The organism is Psychrobacter sp. CX18, from assembly GCF_057396215.1.
In genome coordinates, this window is the sequence record NZ_JBXYJH010000001.1 from 61,829 (window position 1) to 76,477 (window position 14,649).

Genomic DNA, 14,649 nt, shown 5'->3' on the forward strand with positions numbered 1-14,649 from the left:
AACTATTTAAGACTCTTATCTCAAGCAACTTATTTCGAGCCGCTTATTTTAGCCAAATTGGCGTAAAAAGCGCACATCGTTTTGGAAAAACAAACGCAAGTCATCAATGCCGTAATATAGCATCGCAAAACGCTCAATACCCATACCAAAGGCAAAGCCAGTATATTTATCGCTATCGATTCCACAGTTGCTTAAAACTTTTGGATGTACCATGCCACAGCCCATGACCTCAAGCCATTTGCCATTATCCGCTAAAATGTCCACCTCAGCAGAGGGCTCGGTAAAAGGGAAAAATGACGGGCGGAATCTAACCGTCAGCTGCTTGGCAAAAAACGCTTCTAAGAACTCATTGATCAGTCCTTTTAGCTCAGCAAAGGTGGTATGTTCGGTTACCATTAATCCCTCTAGCTGATGGAACATAGGCGAATGCGTCTGATCTGAGTCATTACGGTAGACGCGTCCTGGACAAATAATGCGAATAGGCGGCGCGCCCTCTTCCATGGTACGAATTTGTACGGGACTGGTATGCGTGCGCAGCAAATAATGAGCATCAAAATAAAAGGTGTCATGCATCGCACGTGCAGGGTGATGCGAGGGAATATTTAACGCTTCAAAATTATAATAATCGCTTTCAACTTCTGGACCCGTAGCAACATTGAATCCTGCTTGAGTAAAGAACAGCTGCATACGCTGAGCGGTCATTGTCACCGGATGCAGTTGTCCTTTTTGTTGACCACGGGCTGGTAGCGTAATATCAATGCGCTCTGCATTAAGTTTGGCAGCGAGTGCGGCATCATCAAGCGCCTTTTGCTGAGTGTTTAAGCTGTCATTAATTTGCGTCCGCAGCTGATGTAACCAACCACCCCTTGTTTTCTTATCATCAGCATCAAGCTTGCCCATTTGCTTAGACCACTGGGTTAACGCGCTCTTTTTACCCGTTAAATTGACCCGCATCTGCTGTAAATCAGCGCCACTCGCAATCTCACTGATCGCAGACTTTACCGCTTCGGCGTAGTCTTGTAGCTCAGCTTCGGTAAGCTCACTTAACACCTCAGATAGGCTTGGTAGACTGTCAATCAGCGCCGTTAAGCTTTGTTTCGGCTCAGAAGTGTTGCTCGCAGGATGGTTAGCTGTATTGCTTTCGGCACTGCTGACCGCATTGCTTGCAGTGCGGCTTTCAGCATTAGATGTGTTGTTAGAGGATAAAACGTCAGATTGAGTCATGTATGCATTCTCAGAAGTTGTGTGCTATGAGCGTTCTTTTAATCGAGAAGAACGCATAGCGTGTAAAATAAATCAGATACTCGCCGCAAGTTATAGCTTGTTTATTATTTTTCGTTATTATTGAATCATTAGGGTAATTGTAAGCAAATAAAACAAAAAAAGCCATCAATACGATGGCTTCTTTTTTAACAGTGGTAACACTTGAGATGACGGCTTAAGGTTTGAGTTAGATTATACTTACGTCACACCCAATCCGCTTGTTATAATCTGCTTATAAAAAAGCGAATTAAGACAATGCCGCTTTTGCTTTTTCAGTCAAGGCTGTGAATGCAGCAGCATCATGCATAGCGATATCTGCTAATACACGACGATCGATTTCGATGTTTGCTTTTTTCAAGCCATTGATGAAGCGGCTATAATTTAAACCATTTAAACGTGCACCAGCGTTAATACGGGCAATCCATAAACGACGGAAAGAACGTTTTTTGTTACGACGGTCACGATACGCATATTGTCCAGCTTTAGTAACCGCTTGGACGGCTACACGATAAACACGTGAACGAGCGCCGTAATAACCTTTAGCGCGCTTTAAGATTTTTTTGTGACGACGATTTGCTTGAACACCACGTTTTACACGGGCCATAAGATACTCCTAAAAAATTGATTTGCCTGAACTTATATTATCAATAAGGGAACGTTGATAAAAATAATACAAGAACGATATAAGTTAAGTGGGTTATAAATAAGGGCACATACGGCGAACCGCAGCTACATCAGCAACGTGCACCATTTTAGTTCCACGTAATTGGCGAATACGCTTAGGAGACTTTTTGGTCAGAATGTGACGTTTAAACGCTTGTTTACGCTTAATACCGTTTGCCGTTTTCTTAAAACGTTTAGCGGCACCACGTTTTGTTTTCATTTTGATCTTTTTCATAAGAACCTCTTAATCTTTGTTGTTAAGCTCAGTCATTATCGCTACGACACTACTGATATTAACAGCCAAGGGAAAACCTGTTTGTCAGTGTATTAAGTGGGCTTGATACTGAATAACTTTTAAAAAATATTAAAAATTAGCTCAATATGTCAGCAAAAATAGCACTGCCTTGAGGTGGGAAGAGCGTATTCTAGCAGAACTGTGTCCAATAGCCAACTAAAATCCGCCCAACCTAGTTTTATAGTGTGAATACTGGTTGTGATTATTTACTGCCAAATCCCATGCCGTGAGTTTCGCTCCGCTATACCACACGCTATCAGATATCATGCCAGCTTTCTCAAACCCTTCTATGACAAAAAATTGGTGATATCGTCATCCGTTAAGATGAGATTTGCGTAAAAAATGCAGTCTTAACGAGCTAGGTTTTACATAAGACAGTGAAAAGTGAGAGCGGTTTAGCCCCGATTGTAGCGAATATCCTTGGCCTAACAGCAGGGTGTAAGTGCTTGCGTTACCCCGTTATCGCGGTAGCAGGAACGGGATAACGCTTAGCACGCGCCCTGTTGCCAGCCAAGATAGTAGCGAAAGCGGGAATAGCTACTGATATCGTCGTAGGTAAACTAAAGAGCGACAGCGTTAACCTCACTAAGCCTACTAGAGTAGTACTTGCGCTCGGTTGCCTTGTATCTCATTTAGTTGCCTATGACTATAGCTGAAATAACGATAAGAAGAATAAGTAGAAGCCCCTACCCTTTAAAAAACCCTGTTTAATGGGTGATGATTGATTAAGAAAGCTTTATACTACGAGTTATTAGGCTATTTATTTCAAACTTTGTTAATAAGAGTGTTGCCACATGTCCCATTCAGATACACAGCGTCCTACAGCAGAACAAAATCAGGGTAAATCCGCGGCTTCTTGGCTAGATGAGATTCACTTTAATAGTGACGGTCTGATACCTGCCATCGCCCAAGATAAATCGACGGGCGATATTTTGATGATGGCTTGGATGAACCGTGACTCTTTACAGCTCACTGCTGACACTAATACCGCTGTATATTTCTCACGCTCACGGGGTAAGTTATGGCATAAAGGAGAGACGTCAGGGCACACTCAAATTGTGCATGATATTCATTTGGACTGTGATGCGGATGTGGTTGTATTAACGGTGACTCAAATGGGTGGTATCGCCTGTCATACGGGCCGTAAGTCTTGCTTTTATCGTAAGCTTGATGTCTCAGGTGAGCAGCCCTCCTGGCAAACGATTGCGCCTGTGATTAAGGACCCAAAAGATATTTATGGGAGTGATAGTAAACCCCAAAGGAGTGCTATAATAGAAGGTGCTCAACCGCAAGTGGATGCCCCTGAGATGAGTGCGGCAACCGTACTTAAGCAGTTAGACAATGTATTGGCGCAGCGTAAGACCGCTGATGCGGACAGCTCTTATGTCGCAAGCCTGTATGCCAAAGGTATTAATAAAATATTAGAAAAAGTTGGCGAAGAGGCGGTGGAAACCATAATCGCTGCCAAAGACTTAGCAAATCCGCCGCAGCAGGCTGATAGACAGGCGCTGGAAGATGATTTAATTTATGAAATAGCGGATGTTTGGTTTCATACATTAGTCACATTAGCGTGGTTTAATATCGGGTCTGATCGCATTTTAGCGGAGTTGGCTCGGCGCTTTGGACTGTCTGGTATTGAAGAGAAAAATAGCCGAATGTCATAAAACGGTCTTAACCGACTATTTAAATGCTTTATATGCAAAATGAATTATTTGCAAATTAGATAAACACGCAACCCTTAGCCAAGAGTGTCGCTACCGGCTTTCTTGACAGGCTACTCAACAAGCCATGCTGACCTGCTAAATTGATGAGTTTAACAAAAGGACACGATTATGAGCCTATCTCCAATGCAGTTGTTAATTATACTCGGTATTGCGCTACTTATTTTTGGTACTTCCAAGCTTAAAAATGCTGGAAAGGACTTAGGGGGCGCGGTTAAAGGCTTCAAAGATGCGGTTAAAGATGAAGATGAAGCTCATGCTAAAAAGACTCAGCATAAAGTCTTAGATCATGACGCGTCTGCCAGTGAACCGAAAGTGCATGTCGATGAGATTAAAGTCAAAGAAGAAACACACTGATTAATCCTAATAGCTTTTTGCGACAGTTCTGCTCTTCAATACTGTGATAGGACGATAAGCGGTTATGTTTGACTTTAGTTTTTATGAGCTCGTGGTATTTGGTATTATCGCGCTCATAGTTCTCGGCCCTGAAAAGCTACCCCAAGCCGTTCGTACGTTAGGCACTTACTATGCCAAATTTCGGCGTACAGTAGGTACGTTAAAGGCTGAGATGGAGGCAGAACTTGATTTGGCGGAAACCCGCCAGCAGATGCAGGAAGAATTGGCCAAAATTCGTCAGACTGAAGCTCAGATGAAGCGGCAAATGGAACAGCTGCGTGGCAGTATGCAGCAGTATGAACACCAACAAAAATCGCATCTTCAGCAAACCTTAAGTACGTCGTCGGCCACTGAGTCTGCCGACACTCATGCTGCTGATAAAGATTGGGTGCATCCTGTAACCACCTCTGATTCTACTGTTAATCCTGATCCATCACTCACCCAAATTCAAGCCTCCGACGCCCAAACTCAAGCCTCTAACGATCTAGCAAAGGACTCGCCGCGCTTGCAAGCAGAAGCAGAATCCTTGAAGCATTCTCCTGATTCGACACTTTCACCTAATTCGACTGGTTCTACAGATTTACCTGTCAATAGTGTGCCTGAACCAATTATGACGCGTCCTTGGGAAAATATGTGGTTTTTATTGGGGGACTATGATCGGGTGAGAAGACTGCCCCCTGCGCCACTGCTGCCTAATTATAAAGCCAATGTTTTACTGTACAACTTGGCGCAGTCGTCGGCCGGTTCAGCAGACCATACGGCAACCGAGACGGTAAGTCGTACTGGGATAGACTCATGAGTTTATTCAATAACAAGCGACTTTTGAAAAAGAAGCTGTCAAATAAAAAGCTGTCAAAAAACAAGCTATCAGAAAAAAGAAAGCCTCGGTTTCATTCAGAAAATCAGACAACAGACGACACGATGAGCGATACGATGCACCACGCAGAGGACCCGTCTAATAAAGAAGATAGCTTAGCGGATATGCCCCTAACGGAGCACTTGGTTGAGCTAAGAGCCCACCTTATCAAGATCATGGTGGTAGTCGCTGTTATATTCTTGGGGTTAGTCGGATTTTCACGGGAACTATACGACTTTATCGCTGAGCCCCTGGTGGACATATTGCCAACAGCGTCTACCATGATTGCGATTGATCCGGTTGCCAACTTTATGGCGCCTATTCGGCTGACTCTGTTAACGTCGGCCTTCTTTGCGATGCCGTTTATTCTGTATCAAATCTGGTCGTTTATCGCGCCAGGTCTGTATAAGCACGAAAAGCGGATCGCTATACCCATTTTATTGTCCTCTATTGTGCTGTTTTATACTGGGGTGGCCTTTGCTTACTTTATTGTATTAAAACGGGCATTAAGCTTTTTAATTACGTTTTCTCCTTCCAGTGTGGTACCAATGACGGATATCGAAAGCTATCTTAGCTTTGTGACCAAGCTGTTGATGATGTTTGGGTTTACTTTTGAAATACCGGTGGTGGTTCTTATTTTGGTAGTGACTGGAATCGTGTCCACCGCTGCTTTAGCGGATAAGCGGCGCTATGTGATCGTGGCGTGTTTTGCAGCGGCGGGGGTGATGTCGCCGCCCGATGTGCCCTCTATGTTTTTATTGGCTATACCCATGATATTGTTATTTGAATTTGGTTTGCTCATGGCGCGTCTGCTAGTCAAAGAAAAGAAAGCAGCGCTTGCGGCAGATTCAGTGTTAGATGACACACTGTCTGATTAATAATACCTGATTGATAAGGTCTGATAAATAAGGTCTTCTAGATAAGCTTAGCAACCAATATCTGTTATAATCGTTTTTTTAGAGTCTAGTTAAAAGCTGTATGACTAGCCTATACTTTTAGAACCTCTTAGATGCACGATACTGTTTTTTAGAATGAAGTTTTAGAATGAAGTTTTAGAATGAAGTTTTAGAATGACGTTTTAGAATGACGTTTTAGAATGACGTTTTAGAATGACGTTTTAGAATGACGTTTTTAAAATGATGTTATTAAATGATGCCATTGACCCGTCAATGGTTTTTTTGTCAGTACAGTTTTTACAAGCAAGCTTGCTAAAGCAAGACTCTTATAACATAAGAGACTGATAAAACAATATCGTCAAAGCGCTTTTAAGACCAATATAAGCTCACTGTCTCTGTCCACCCATCACCGTAGGTAACCGTATGTCCAACACTGATTCAGCGTCCGCTCAAATGCCTGCTTATATGAGCGATCCGACCGATGAACAGTTGGCTGCTCTAAATATGGCGATGGACCATAAGTCTTTTAAAGTTGTGGCCTATGCGGGGGCTGGTAAAACCACTACCTTAAAGCTTATCGGTGAGCGTCTGCGCGGGCGTGGTCTATACTTAGCCTTTAACAAAGGCATCGCGACAGAAGCCAAACAAAAATTCCCCGGACATGTTGATTGTCGCACCTTTCACTCCCTCGCCTATCGCCACGTGCCTCGCGATATCACTGCCAAGCTGTCCCTGCCTAGATTTTCGCCAAAGCGCTTGGGTGATGATTTGGGATTACGTACTGTACAAGTGCGCCGCCAAATGGACGGTAAAACCAACTATGTCAACCTAACACCTGCCCGCCAAGCACGTTTTGTCAGTGACGCCGTTAGCCACTTTTGTAGTACGCACGCCAGCTACCCTGCGCCGCGCCATTTGCAATTCCCCAGTTGGATAACAGATGCCGATGCCGAGCAACTGTGTGAAATACTCTATCCGGCCGTTGAACAACGCTGGCTACAATCCATTGACCCACGCCATCCTGCCGGCATTGGACATGACATCTATCTAAAGCTTTGGGCGTTATCAAAACCCTCTATTCCTGCTGACTTTATATTATTTGATGAAGCGCAGGATGCAGATCCCTTGATGATGGGTATTCTCACTCAGCAGCCTAGACAGGTTATTTATGTGGGGGATGCCCATCAACAAATATATGAATGGCGAGGGGCGGTCAATGCCATGAAGAAACTGCCACTACCGCAAACCTTATTAACCCAATCTTTTCGCTTCGGTGATGACATTGCCGATGTGGCCAACTTATTACTCAAGGCGCTACAAGAAGAGGTGCCGTTAAAAGGCAATCCGAAAAAACAGTCAAGTACCGATAAAACGTTAGCCATGGGTAAAAGAGACGCTATATTATGCCGTACTAATGCAGCGGCGATGTCGCAGCTATTGGCAGGATTAAAAAACGGGCATAAAGTCGCTTTGCAAGCTGATGCCGATAGAATGCTGAAGTTCTGTAAAGCAGCTGAAAGCTTAAAAGCGGGCAAATCTGCTTATGGCGTGCCTGAATTGGCTTATTTTTATCACTGGTCTGATGTACAGGATTATGCCGAAACCAATGAGGGCAGTGATCTTAAGACTTTGGTAAAGCTGGTGGACGATCATGGGACTGAGGTATTATCAAAAGCGGTCAACAGCTTAACCGATGTGCGAGATGCAGACTACGTAATCTCTACGGCACACAAAGCCAAGGGGCTTGAGTGGGGACGGGTGCAGCTTGACGATGACTTTTATTATGATGTGACGATGCATGGGGTTAAGATCAGCCCTGAAGAATTGCGTTTGCTCTATGTGGCATGTACCCGTGCGCAAGATAACTTAGATATTCATAATATTAAAGACTTAATATCCGGTCTTAAGACGGGTAAAAAAGTCATTTATGGATCTTAAGGTGTTTATCTAAAACAATCAAACCAAACTGCCAGTCAGTGTCATGGTACTGGTAGTTCAGAGATACTTAATACTTTAAAAGAAGGTTAAGAGGGTGAGTTCTTAATACCTTTAGGCATATTGATAAATTTAGAGTTTATTTTAACGACTTCGAAAGTTTCGCATACTAATAACTCTTGAGTCGTAAAGGGAATCTCGAACTCATTTGCTAGCTCATTAAAAAACTTTAAATGCCCCTCCCACCAATATTGAAATGTACCATCGCCTTCACCTTCGGATAATGCAAACTCAATAGGCACCTTATCCATAGGTTGCAGCATCACTTCAGTGGTTTTAATAATAACCACTGGCATGTCCTCACTGTTTAAAATAATTTGGTGCAACCCTACTTGTGGTAAGTGCTCTCCCTCAATTTCGTATAATCTGTACCAAGAACATGTCGCTGTCTTTTTACCATCTATGACTAATTGCAATAACTCATCTGGCTCACACCCAAACTGCCAAGCCGTTGCTTTAATATCATATTGACCAGTTTCTTGTTTATAGTCTTCCCAAAAGGTTATCGTTTCTTTATTCATCAATTCTTCTACTCTGGTTTTTATATAATTATTTTTGGAAAAAATAAACTAAACGTTCTCTTATTAATTTATTAAACTTTTCACTTTATTAAAATAGTTGCTTAATTGTCACTCATTCCAAGAGACTAATAAAAGAGACTGATAATTTAAGCTGTTATACTACCTCATTTAATTTGCATACTTGAGCTTTATGTCATTTACTACCCAGTTCTTTTTAAAGCCTGTGCGTCTGCTTGCTCCAATGGAGGGGCTTACTGATCCCTTAATGCGGCAAATACTGACCCAGATTGCCAGTGATTTGGGTCGTCCTTATGATTGGTCGGTCAGTGAGTTTATTCGGATCACCCAGCATGTCTTGCCCAACCATGTGTTTTATCGCTATGTGCCAGAACTCAAAAATAACAGTCGCACTAAAAGTGGCACCCCCATTCATGTTCAACTACTTGGTAGTGAGCCTGAGCTTATGGCCGCTAATGCGTTGGCCGCTTGCGAGCTGGGTGCACTTGCCATCGACTTAAACTTTGGCTGTCCTGCCAAAACAGTGAATAATCACCGAGGCGGGAGTGTATTGCTTGATGAGCCTAAATTAATGCGCGATATCATCTCGGCCGTCCGTGATGCCGTACCAAGCCACCTGCCTGTCTCGGCTAAGATCCGCTTGGGCTATACAGATACCAGTAACATAGATGACATCAGACAAGCAATCGCCGACAGTGGGGCAGACTGGCTCACCATACATGCCCGCACTAAGACACAAGGCTATAAACCCCCTGCTTATTGGGAGAAAATATCGGGTTTTACTGAACTGCCTATTCCGGTGATTGCCAATGGAGAGATCTGGAATAATGAACAGGCGCTTCGCTGTATTGACCAATCGAATACTGCCCATTTAATGCTAGGCCGAGGTGCGGTGAGCCGGCCGGACTTAATCGCCCAAGTTGACCAACCTGAGATACAGCTTAGCTGGCGTGAGCTTATCCCGCATCAAATTATGTTTTTGAAGGGTGATGCCAAAAACGATAAGGTATTAGTCGGTCGCTATAAACAGTGGCTAGGCATGTTAAGCAAAGGCTATGAGGAAGCTTTGACGTTATTTACGAGCATTAAACGAGTGCGAGATAAGCAACAGATTATTGATTATCTTCAAGCGCAGGTATAATGAGGTCAGAGTCTTAAACTAAGCCATGAAATTAAAAAAAGGTGTGTTTCATGCACACCTTTTTTAATAATATCCCACTCTCAACTTAATAACTGGAAATATTAATAACTGAATTATCAACAGTACTTTTAGTTCATCCATTGAAAGATACTGAAAAGGGTGGCAAGTCCCCCTTTTTCAAAGGGGGATTTTACCGAAAATCCATCCCCAATCCTTCCTTTGAAAAAGGAAGGGAGCTAACCCTTACAAAAGCTACAGCTTATACTTTAAGTTGAGATTGGCTTAATAATCGTATTTTAAATAAGGGTATCAGCCTCTAAAATGCCATCCGCAATGACAAATAAAACAGCATGAAGCAGCAGACAAGTGACAGTCCCCATATAATAGAGCGCAGCGTCGGTAAATTTCCAAGATATGCCACGCCATATAACACACGCAGTAGCACGTACATCACTGCCAGATAGTTAATCACAACTTGCGGCACAAAAAACAATATCGCCACAATCACTGCCGCTAAGAATATCGGCAAGCTCTCAAAGCTGTTTTGCTGTGCAGCATTGGCGCGGGCTGCCCTACCCGTTAATTTTGACAATGCCTCACGGGGATGAGCATTGTCTGCCATACCCATTCCGCCCATCGCTTTTGCGAGCATAGCAAATACATAAGGCAGGAGACTGGCAACGATCATCATCCATATCGCTACATTGGCAGTATCCGGTATTAGGGCAAAAAACCAACTCATCTTGTTATCCTTTTGGGCCTTAATATAGACCTTTGATTGGGCCTCTGTATTGACCTTTGTATTGACCTTTGTATTGACCTTATATACTGACCTTTATCTGAGTCTGATAAATACATTTAACCGGCGACCACCTCAAAGCTATGTGTAATATGCACCCCGCCCGCTGCTAGCATTTTACTGGCTGAGCAGTATTTGTCGGCAGACAGCTCAACGGCTTTGGCAACTTGCTTTTCTTTAACATCCTTACCTGTCACCACAAAGTGTAAATGGATATCAGTATATACCGCAGGCACGGTATCAGCACGCTTTGCCGATAGCTCACAGCGTACATCTTGGATATCTTGACGGCCTTTTTCTAAAATACCGACGACATCGTAGCTAGCGCAGCCGCCTAAGCCTAACAACACCAACTCCATTGGGCTTGCACCCTCAGTTTTATTGGCATCGATATGTACCACATTGCCCGAAGGCGCCGTCCCTAAAAAATGTCTATCTTGTTGCCAGACCACTTGGCCTTGTAGTGGCATTGATTTTGGATCTAACGTGGGCGCATCATTATTCATTGTATTAACCTGTTTTGTATCTGGTTATGTGTCTGGTATTTTGTTTTTTGATAGGGCTTTAGAAGCCAATCGTACCATGCTATTGGTGCGATGCAAATATGCTTCGCGTAATCATTACCTTCAGTTTAGCTTATTGGCTGTTTTTGTATCGTTCAAAACAAATTTCAGCATCACAATAAAAAGGCTGAATAGTCAGAACTATTCAGCCTTAATCGTATCACACGGTTAATGACTGATAAGAGAAAAATACCATGCTGCTAACTACCCATTTAAGTAAATACCCATTTAAGTAAATACCTATTTAAGTAAATACCTATTTAAGTAAATACCTATTTAAGTTAACTACCTATTTAATGAGTTCAATAAATACACTGGTGATGTCATCATCATCGCCTGTTTTGTGTGAGACTCCCGCACTTCCTAGCACTGAACCAAATTGACTAGATAATCCTAGGCTTATCCCAAAACTGTCATCGTCGAAATCCGCTTTAGGTGTTTTATATGAAATGTTAGATAAGGTGTTTACCCGTGCAGTCACTTCTTTATGATTGTCATCTAACTGCTTTTGGTAATACAAGTCACCAAAGACATTTAAGGTGTTGCTCAAACGGCTACTGCCCTTAACACCCAGCGTACCATAAACGGTATTATACTTTTGGTCATCAAATTGCATAGCAAGCGGATCACTTGATCCACTTTCCCTAATGGCATCAAGCTTCACGCGATTGGCCGTCGCACCTAGATAAGGGGTTAATCTAATGTCTGAAAACCGAGACCGTTTATTCAATGACATTGGATAGCCTGCTTGTAACGAGGCATAGTAGCGACTGCCATCGACATCAGACTTATAGTTTTGAGTATAGTTATCTAAGCGCACCTGACGGTTGACTTCCATATCAATCGTGCTATATCCGAGCGCACCATTTAGCTGAACATTACCTAAATTACGACTGTGATAAAGACCAATACCTAGCTCATCAAAATCGACCTTATCAAGACCACTGCGTACCTTGCTGTCTAACTCTGATTGACTCAGATTGGCATAAATTCCGCTCATAGAATTTGGTACGCTGCTGTGAGCAATGTCCAGTCCAAACAATAACTGAGCATTGCCACTGCTTTCAAATCCAGCCACATCCAGCGCATTCACATTGGCTGACACCCAGCCTTCGGGGCTAGCGCTTTGGGCCGCGTAGTTGTTCGCTTGACGCTGATTGATATGCGTTTGCAAACGTTCATTGGTTGCTAATCCAGCCTGTGTGGCAATATGCGGTAATACACTCACCTGAGTTGGCGCTGTAACGACAGCACTGGCATAATCGGCAATCATACGATGTGCGCGACCTGTGGGGTGAATATTATCTGCAAAAAAATAGCTATTATTGGCGTTATCTTCCACCAAGTCGTCAGGTCCACATTCAAGAGAGCTAACGTCACCACAGGCTTTTTTCGTCACATTCGTAAATCCATAAGCGGATGGGTTATCGGCTACTTTTTGTAATAAACTAAAGGTATCTAATGGTATAACATTGGCCCCTGTACCTGTAAGCTCAGTATATAAGGCATCGTTATATTGGTTAGACAACCCTGTACCAAATGCTTGAGCCTGACTACCAGCTGATGCTAAATAAGGTGTTAACCCAACATCTGGAATGTTTGGTACTAAAATATAATTGGCGCCATTGTCATGAAGTTTTTGGATAGTTGCCACCTCATCAGCAACCGCAGAAGTGATAATACTATTGGCATTTGGCAAATCATTCACTACTGCCAATAAGTCGTTGGCGCCAATCCAGACTGAGTACAGTCCTTTTGGGTCGACATTGTTATTGGTTAGATAGATGTCTAGCTGAGTTTTTGCAGAAGCGACTGGTAACCCTTCCCTTTCAACATCAAGACCTGCTCTTGCACCACCAATGGCGTAGTTATTACCTGATCCATCACCGCCAAGTGTCTGTGCCGTAGACGTCAAGCCCAAATGATTTGCAAATGAGGTCGCCCAAGTAGTATCTGGATTGGTCGTGAATTGACCTGAGTTCTCTGTGTCTAATAAAGGCTTAAAATAGCCGCCATCGGTTAGACTGTCCCCAAAAAAGGTCACACTACTATAAGTGTCATTCTCTTGAGAAGCGGCTTGGGCTTGACTGGCAACCGCACTAATGGACATCAGCAAGCTTATCGCTAGCATAGATTTGGATAAGGTATTGAGCCTGGGTAGGTTTAATGTATGCGTCATTTTGACTTCCTTGTTTGACGTTATTATGTTATTTACCATTGTTATATGTTGGTAGTGAACGATTGTACATCTTACGCTATAAGCAAACAATCACTTTGCGATTGTTTTGTGCAATAAGGTAATTTGAGTTGGGTTTAAGAGTATTTGGTATGGTGATTAGGATTGGGATTAGGATTTGGATTGGTATTAACTGTAGAGACACTATCAAACACGAGACACGTTAAGCTATCGCATTATAAAAACATTTAATACGATACATAGGGGTAAGGACGCGATGTCACCGCTAGCCCCGATTGAAGCGGATATCCTGTCCTGCTAGGTGAGCTGCTGTGGCTTACTGTGCGGTAGCTACGCGAAGCAAGAGATACCCAGCACAGCTTAGCCACTGCCTCTCCTAGGGGGACAGATAGTAGCGAAAAAGCGGGATTAGCTTCTAAAAATAAGAAGCTATCAATAAGCGATGCTATAAAGTTGTCTAATCTCGTCAAGCGCTATGCTGTGAAACATTTTATATCAAAATATTATTACCATTTAACATGATTTACTGGTTTAATAGTGTTAACGATTCTCAATCTGCCATTTTTTATAACCTGTTGAAGATTAAAACGAAAATAGGTAGCTTAGGTCATAAAAGATAGGGCCATAAAAGCTAAGGTTATAAAAATCTAGAGTTATAAAAAGCGACAGGTTGATTACTTTTTTTCACATATTTTATTTAAGGTTTTCGTCATGATTGATGCAGACGGCTTTCGAGCCAATGTCGGTATCATCTTGGCAAATACACAAGGACAAGTACTATGGGCAAAACGAGTTGGTCATGATTCTTGGCAGTTTCCACAAGGTGGTATCGATGCGGGAGAAACTCCTGTCGATGCTATGTACCGAGAGCTGTGGGAGGAGGTAGGCTTATATCCTCGACACGTTCAGCTTTTAGCAGTTACGGATAACTGGCTAAGATATCGCCTGCCCAAACGTTATATACGTCATGGGCAATATCCCCTGTGTATCGGGCAAAAACAGAAGTGGTTTTTGCTCCAGCTAGATGAGCCGAATACAGAACATATCCGCTTTGATACAGCGAAACCAGAGTTTGACCATTGGGAATGGGTGAGCTATTGGTATCCATTGGGTCAAGTGGTTCATTTTAAGCGAGGGGTATATCGCCGTGCTTTACAGCAACTGGCACGCGAGCTACCCTTGAAAAAAGAGTTGATTATCCCTGAGCAGACCAATCATCTGATTCAAGTTTAATCTCTTTTTTATTACACTCTAAGTTATTTATGATATTTGTTTTATTAAAAAGGCCTGCATTAGATGCAGGCCTTTTTTGTTGCTTATATTCG

General features: G+C 42.8%; 15 protein-coding genes. 7 read left to right on the plus strand and 8 right to left on the minus strand.

What is annotated here, in order from left to right; all coding sequences use genetic code 11:
* Positions 1-48: 48 nt before the first annotated feature.
* The 3 genes from pheS to rpmI form a co-directional block, all read right to left on the minus strand.
* A complete protein-coding gene (pheS, locus tag AC2SLT_RS00265; RefSeq protein ID WP_486545218.1) occupies positions 49-1,224 on the minus strand; it encodes a phenylalanine--tRNA ligase subunit alpha in 1,176 nt (391 codons plus the stop codon).
* A 286-nt stretch (positions 1,225-1,510) separates the two neighbouring features.
* Positions 1,511-1,867 (minus strand): 50S ribosomal protein L20, encoded by a 357-nt coding sequence (gene rplT / locus AC2SLT_RS00270; protein ID WP_486545219.1) that lies wholly within the window; start codon positions 1,865-1,867, stop codon positions 1,511-1,513.
* A 93-nt stretch (positions 1,868-1,960) separates the two neighbouring features.
* A complete protein-coding gene (gene rpmI, locus AC2SLT_RS00275; RefSeq protein ID WP_486545221.1) occupies positions 1,961-2,161 on the minus strand; it encodes a 50S ribosomal protein L35 in 201 nt (66 codons plus the stop codon).
* 854 nt (positions 2,162-3,015) lie between these two features.
* Here rpmI and hisIE point away from each other — a divergent pair.
* From hisIE to AC2SLT_RS00300, 5 genes are all read left to right on the plus strand, one after another.
* A complete protein-coding gene (gene hisIE / locus AC2SLT_RS00280; protein WP_486545223.1) occupies positions 3,016-3,885 on the plus strand; it encodes a bifunctional phosphoribosyl-AMP cyclohydrolase/phosphoribosyl-ATP diphosphatase HisIE in 870 nt (289 codons plus the stop codon).
* A gap of 168 nt (positions 3,886-4,053) precedes the next feature.
* Positions 4,054-4,299 carry a twin-arginine translocase TatA/TatE family subunit gene (gene tatA / locus AC2SLT_RS00285; protein ID WP_486545224.1) on the plus strand — a complete coding sequence of 82 codons (246 nt, stop codon included), beginning with the start codon at positions 4,054-4,056 and terminating at the stop codon, positions 4,297-4,299.
* A gap of 64 nt (positions 4,300-4,363) precedes the next feature.
* Positions 4,364-5,137, plus strand: coding sequence for a Sec-independent protein translocase protein TatB (tatB, locus tag AC2SLT_RS00290; protein ID WP_486545225.1), 774 nt, complete (start codon positions 4,364-4,366; stop codon positions 5,135-5,137).
* Positions 5,138-5,271: 134 nt separating this feature from the next.
* Positions 5,272-6,072, plus strand: coding sequence for a twin-arginine translocase subunit TatC (gene tatC, locus AC2SLT_RS00295; RefSeq protein ID WP_486545644.1), 801 nt, complete (start codon positions 5,272-5,274; stop codon positions 6,070-6,072).
* 441 nt (positions 6,073-6,513) lie between these two features.
* Complete coding sequence (locus tag AC2SLT_RS00300; protein ID WP_486545227.1) at positions 6,514-8,028, plus strand: UvrD-helicase domain-containing protein; 1,515 nt, start codon at positions 6,514-6,516, stop codon at positions 8,026-8,028.
* Positions 8,029-8,114: 86 nt separating this feature from the next.
* Here AC2SLT_RS00300 and AC2SLT_RS00305 read toward each other — a convergent pair whose 3' ends face one another.
* On the minus strand, positions 8,115-8,606 hold the full coding sequence (locus tag AC2SLT_RS00305; protein WP_486545229.1) for an ASCH domain-containing protein: 492 nt from the start codon (positions 8,604-8,606) through the stop codon (positions 8,115-8,117).
* 190 nt (positions 8,607-8,796) lie between these two features.
* On the opposite strand from AC2SLT_RS00305, the gene AC2SLT_RS00310 reads away from it, so the two are divergent.
* Positions 8,797-9,765, plus strand: a complete 969-nt coding sequence (locus tag AC2SLT_RS00310; RefSeq protein WP_486545231.1) for a tRNA dihydrouridine synthase — start codon at positions 8,797-8,799, stop codon at positions 9,763-9,765.
* Positions 9,766-10,081: 316 nt separating this feature from the next.
* On the opposite strand, the gene AC2SLT_RS00315 is transcribed toward AC2SLT_RS00310, so the two are convergent.
* The 4 genes from AC2SLT_RS00315 to AC2SLT_RS00330 form a co-directional block, all read right to left on the minus strand.
* Positions 10,082-10,507 (minus strand): MAPEG family protein, encoded by a 426-nt coding sequence (locus tag AC2SLT_RS00315; RefSeq protein ID WP_486545232.1) that lies wholly within the window; start codon positions 10,505-10,507, stop codon positions 10,082-10,084.
* A gap of 116 nt (positions 10,508-10,623) precedes the next feature.
* The gene (locus tag AC2SLT_RS00320; RefSeq protein WP_486545645.1) at positions 10,624-11,034 is read right to left on the minus strand and encodes an OsmC family protein; all 411 of its coding nucleotides are present in this window, start codon (positions 11,032-11,034) and stop codon (positions 10,624-10,626) included.
* A gap of 382 nt (positions 11,035-11,416) precedes the next feature.
* Positions 11,417-13,306, minus strand: coding sequence for an autotransporter domain-containing protein (locus AC2SLT_RS00325; RefSeq protein ID WP_486545234.1), 1,890 nt, complete (start codon positions 13,304-13,306; stop codon positions 11,417-11,419).
* Positions 13,307-13,551: 245 nt separating this feature from the next.
* The gene (locus AC2SLT_RS00330; protein WP_486545236.1) at positions 13,552-13,794 is read right to left on the minus strand and encodes a hypothetical protein; all 243 of its coding nucleotides are present in this window, start codon (positions 13,792-13,794) and stop codon (positions 13,552-13,554) included.
* A 241-nt stretch (positions 13,795-14,035) separates the two neighbouring features.
* Here AC2SLT_RS00330 and AC2SLT_RS00335 point away from each other — a divergent pair, with 241 nt between their 5' ends.
* Positions 14,036-14,557 (plus strand): RNA pyrophosphohydrolase, encoded by a 522-nt coding sequence (locus tag AC2SLT_RS00335; RefSeq protein WP_486545238.1) that lies wholly within the window; start codon positions 14,036-14,038, stop codon positions 14,555-14,557.
* The last annotated feature ends 92 nt before the right edge of the window (positions 14,558-14,649 follow it).

Bases quoted from the DNA above. Each gene is read 5' to 3' on its own strand.
- AC2SLT_RS00305 (WP_486545229.1), bottom strand. From the start codon at position 8,606: ATGAATAAAGAAACGATAACCTTTTGGGAAGACTATAAACAAGAAACT.
- AC2SLT_RS00310 (WP_486545231.1), top strand. From the start codon at position 8,797: ATGTCATTTACTACCCAGTTCTTTTTAAAGCCTGTGCGTCTGCTTGCT.
- AC2SLT_RS00335 (WP_486545238.1), top strand. From the start codon at position 14,036: ATGATTGATGCAGACGGCTTTCGAGCCAATGTCGGTATCATCTTGGCA.
- hisIE (WP_486545223.1), top strand. From the start codon at position 3,016: ATGTCCCATTCAGATACACAGCGTCCTACAGCAGAACAAAATCAGGGT.
- tatC (WP_486545644.1), top strand. From the start codon at position 5,272: ATGCACCACGCAGAGGACCCGTCTAATAAAGAAGATAGCTTAGCGGAT.
- AC2SLT_RS00315 (WP_486545232.1), bottom strand. From the start codon at position 10,507: ATGAGTTGGTTTTTTGCCCTAATACCGGATACTGCCAATGTAGCGATA.
- AC2SLT_RS00325 (WP_486545234.1), bottom strand. From the start codon at position 13,306: ATGACGCATACATTAAACCTACCCAGGCTCAATACCTTATCCAAATCT.
- tatA (WP_486545224.1), top strand. From the start codon at position 4,054: ATGAGCCTATCTCCAATGCAGTTGTTAATTATACTCGGTATTGCGCTA.
- rpmI (WP_486545221.1), bottom strand. From the start codon at position 2,161: ATGAAAAAGATCAAAATGAAAACAAAACGTGGTGCCGCTAAACGTTTT.
- AC2SLT_RS00300 (WP_486545227.1), top strand. From the start codon at position 6,514: ATGTCCAACACTGATTCAGCGTCCGCTCAAATGCCTGCTTATATGAGC.
- pheS (WP_486545218.1), bottom strand. From the start codon at position 1,224: ATGACTCAATCTGACGTTTTATCCTCTAACAACACATCTAATGCTGAA.
- tatB (WP_486545225.1), top strand. From the start codon at position 4,364: ATGTTTGACTTTAGTTTTTATGAGCTCGTGGTATTTGGTATTATCGCG.
- AC2SLT_RS00320 (WP_486545645.1), bottom strand. From the start codon at position 11,034: ATGCCACTACAAGGCCAAGTGGTCTGGCAACAAGATAGACATTTTTTA.
- rplT (WP_486545219.1), bottom strand. From the start codon at position 1,867: ATGGCCCGTGTAAAACGTGGTGTTCAAGCAAATCGTCGTCACAAAAAA.